Source organism: Dietzia sp. SYD-A1 (genome assembly GCF_015356725.1).
In the GTDB taxonomy this organism is placed as follows: domain Bacteria; phylum Actinomycetota; class Actinomycetes; order Mycobacteriales; family Mycobacteriaceae; genus Dietzia.
This window is the reverse complement of record NZ_JADDKI010000543.1, coordinates 1-502: the sequence shown is the minus strand read 5'-3', so window position 1 is coordinate 502 and position 502 is coordinate 1. Positions and strand designations below refer to the sequence as shown.

General features: G+C 63.1%; 2 protein-coding genes. Both read right to left on the bottom strand.

The window, feature by feature from the left end; all coding sequences use genetic code 11:
- The coding region (locus IY392_RS19705; protein ID WP_375292928.1) for a nucleoside-diphosphate sugar epimerase/dehydratase at positions 1-86 on the bottom strand (86 nt) is incomplete at its 3' end.
- A partial coding sequence (locus IY392_RS16645; RefSeq protein ID WP_194861828.1) for a cytochrome P450 occupies positions 83-502 on the bottom strand: 420 nt, incomplete at its 5' end. The genes IY392_RS19705 and IY392_RS16645, both read right to left, overlap by 4 nt.

Here is a 502-nt window from a genome sequence, read left to right as displayed (position 1 = left end):
CCGCTCCACCCGTCCTGCCGCAGGCTCGCCGCGAGTTGGGCTCCGGCATGGCTGGCCCCCACGACAAGGGCCCGCTGCGGCATTATGTTCCAGCCTTGGGGGTGAGTTGGACCATCATCTTGCTGATCCCCCGGACGAAGTTGGACTGCACGTACTCCGGCTCGCCGACGACCTCGATGTTCTCGAAGCGGGGGAGCAGCTCCTCCCAGAGGATCCGCAACTGCATCTCGGCCAGTCGGTTGCCCATGCACCGGTGTACGCCGAATCCGAAGGCGATGTGGTTACGGGCGTTGGCCCTGTCGATGATGAAGTCATCGGGCCGCTCGAACACACGCTCGTCGCGGTTGCCCGAGGCGTACCACATCACGACCTTGTCGCCCTTACGGATGAACTGACCGTTCAAGATGGTGTCAGCTTTGGCGATTCGGCGCATGTAGGCCAACGGTGTCTGCCACCGGATAATCTCGGAGACCATGTTGGGGATCAGGCCGGGGTCGGACTT